This is a genomic window from uncultured Clostridium sp. (genome assembly GCF_963515715.1).
Classification (GTDB): Bacteria; Bacillota; Clostridia; order Clostridiales; family Clostridiaceae; genus Clostridium_AW.
This window is the reverse complement of the sequence record NZ_CAUPZS010000058.1, coordinates 1-2,885: the sequence shown is the minus strand read 5'-3', so window position 1 is coordinate 2,885 and position 2,885 is coordinate 1. Positions and strand designations below refer to the sequence as shown.

The following is a 2,885-nucleotide window of genomic DNA, read 5'->3' as shown; positions in this document are numbered from 1 at the left end:
ATTGGTTCAAAATCTTCAGTAACGAATTTTTGGGGAACAGTTAAAGCTCAGGATAAACAAGATTATGGATGGGCATATTCCAGTGCTACAAAATCTTGGAGCGATGTTCGATTAAATGCATATTGGGATTATTATAGTTTTTAAAAATAATTTATGAAAACAAGAGACCCAATTATAAAATAGGGTCTTTTGTAATATGGTAATTGCTTATGAAATTAAAATTATGTATCATTGGATTCTTCTTCTGTTTGATTGCTGCAATTGGTCTGGTCACTATCAGCGATACCGAAATGCCCATACCTTTACCAATTGATGGTGCTTTTTCTATTCAAGGAAAAAGCAATCTTTCTAATAACGAAATATACGAAATGGTTCGTGACGTATCAAAAAGGGAAAAGGTTACTATTTACAAGCCCATCGTTCAGAGTTCTGGTCAGTTGGAGTATGTAAATTTTGATGATGTAAATAATGAACAATTAAAGTCAGCACCAATAATAGGGATGTATTACACCCTTGGGAAAATAGATATAGATAGTTTGAAACCACTTAGGATGACGGGCTTACAAACAGTATATATGGCTTATCCTTGGTATATAGGAGGAATCTTACAATTTACTGGAACTTTAAGAATACTGTTAATGAGTTCGATTTACTTAACTTTATTAGTTGTGTTATTTGTTGTTAGAACGAAGCAGATTAAAGAAGGAGTGATACGACGTTCTTTGGGCTTGCCTGTATACGATCTAAGAAGAGATTATGGCATTTCTCTTATTTTTGAACTGATTATGATGGCTTTATTGATGATTTCTTACAGTTCTTTTTTGGGAAATGGTTTCTTCACCTATAGTTCTAAGTTATTTTTCTCTCTGCTTTTAACGAATTTTATACTATTTCAAATCATTGATCTCATCACCTTTGTTTTATTTTGGTTGACGATTCAGGTTGAAAAGCCCATTGAAATTATCAAAAACAAGGCGAAAAATAAACTTATTTTTGTCGTATGGCTTGTTATTATTTCGATTATCATCCTTATCTCAGGAATTTTTTTACAAGAAACAAAGAGTAGTCAATCCAGTATTAACATCCAGATACAGAATTTAGTACCATGGGACACAGTAAAAGACTGGAGAAGGATTGAGTTCCTTGGAATTGAAAGTAACTCTACTAAAAATGGAGAAGTTAATGATTCGGACGGTCAGTATCTACAGATAGCTGCTTCCTTAAAAAACTTAGATTATTTATATATAGATCGATCCTCAGCATATGTTCCAGATTTCATGAAAACTTCACATGTTATAGAAGACTTTTCTAAACGATTAGAAAATGACGGAATAACGAATCCAGAAATAAATAAAGAGTTGATTTATATCAATCAAACAGGTGCTAACCTACAAAATAAAGTGAATGGAACAAACTATCATCTTTTAGATAATAAGATAGCAACCATCTATATTCCTGAGAAATGGAAAGAAAATCAGAAATCTATTGAGAATACAGTTGTAGCAGAACAATTTATTGGAACAAACTATACAAAAGAAGAAATTGCAGTACAAATAATTCCTGATGGTGATAAAATTTTTTATTTCAATGAGGATGCTGATATCGATCATAAAAATAAAGAGACTTTACCGCTGCCAAGTGTAGCAGATAGCAAAGATAATATAGTTGTTGTGTTAGATACGGACAAAATGATTGAAAACAACAAGTTTTCTTTGGCTAGTAATATAACATATAAGTCTCTTTTTAGTCCTGAGGCGGTAAATAAAATAAATGAGATGGCTACCCAGTTGAATTTTTCAATGAATCCAGTAGATGTTTACCAAATTGTGAAATTAAAGATCCAGTCCTTAGAGCACCAAATTCTACTTTCACAAATCTTGCAGAAGATAATTTACAGTATTGTCTTTATACTCATTTATCAATATGTCCAACTTTATATTGCCCTAAAACAGAATGAATATGTGAAAAAAATCATTTTGGGTCTGTCAAAAACATATATAGCAATTTCAAGTCTCAAGTATTTTATGATGACTATTACAATGGTTATCCTATTTACATTTCTTATGACAGGTCAAATAGAGTTGCTATATATTGGTCTTGCTTCTCTGCTTGTTTTGATGTTGTCGATAATCATGAGTTTTAGAAAATTATCTGAAAGCTATACTAAAATTTTAAAAGGAGATGAAACATGACAATTGACCTTTTGAACGTTTCAAAAAGTTTCGGCTCAAAAAAGATCTTTACAGACTTAAATTTAAAATTTGAATCTGGAAAAAGTTATGCATTGATTGGAGGTTCTGGCTCTGGTAAAAGTACCCTTCTTAATATTATAGGAAGATTAGAAAAAATTGACAGTGGGAATGTTTTAGTTGATAAACAAGATATTTGGAAGATAAAAGAAAGAACTTTTTTTAAAAATACTGTTGGATATGTATTTCAGAATTATTCTTTAATAGATAACAAAACAGTATATGATAATCTGAGACTTATCACTAAAGACAAAAAAACAATAACTGATGTACTTGAAAAAGTAGGACTGTCAAGTGACTATTTACATCAAAAAATATATGAATTGTCTGGAGGGCAGGCTCAACGTGTAGCTATTGCCAGAATGTTAATGAAACCACGTAAAATTATCTTAGCAGATGAGCCTACAGGAGCTTTAGATGGTGAGATTGGAAAAGAAATTATTCGTTTATTATTGAATGAAATAGCTGAAGACAAATATGTTATTATAGCGACTCATGATCCAGCTGTCTATAACAAAGTTGATGTGATCATTGATATGAAAGATATAGGGGATAATGTATGAAAAAGATAATTTATATTGCTTTGATCTTTGTAGCTGGGCTACTTGCTATTTTCTTCTTTGGAAAACAAATGAT

General features: G+C 31.0%; 2 protein-coding genes. Both read left to right on the top strand.

The features are described from left to right. Positions 1-209: 209 nt before the first annotated feature. Positions 210-2,192 carry a hypothetical protein gene (locus tag RYO54_RS20140; RefSeq protein WP_315122478.1) on the top strand — a complete coding sequence of 661 codons (1,983 nt, stop codon included), beginning with the start codon at positions 210-212 and terminating at the stop codon, positions 2,190-2,192. Continuing rightward, positions 2,189-2,812 carry an ATP-binding cassette domain-containing protein gene (locus tag RYO54_RS20135; protein WP_315122476.1) on the top strand — a complete coding sequence of 208 codons (624 nt, stop codon included), beginning with the start codon at positions 2,189-2,191 and terminating at the stop codon, positions 2,810-2,812. The genes RYO54_RS20140 and RYO54_RS20135 overlap by 4 nt, the downstream gene beginning before the upstream one ends. Positions 2,813-2,885: the final 73 nt, after the last annotated feature.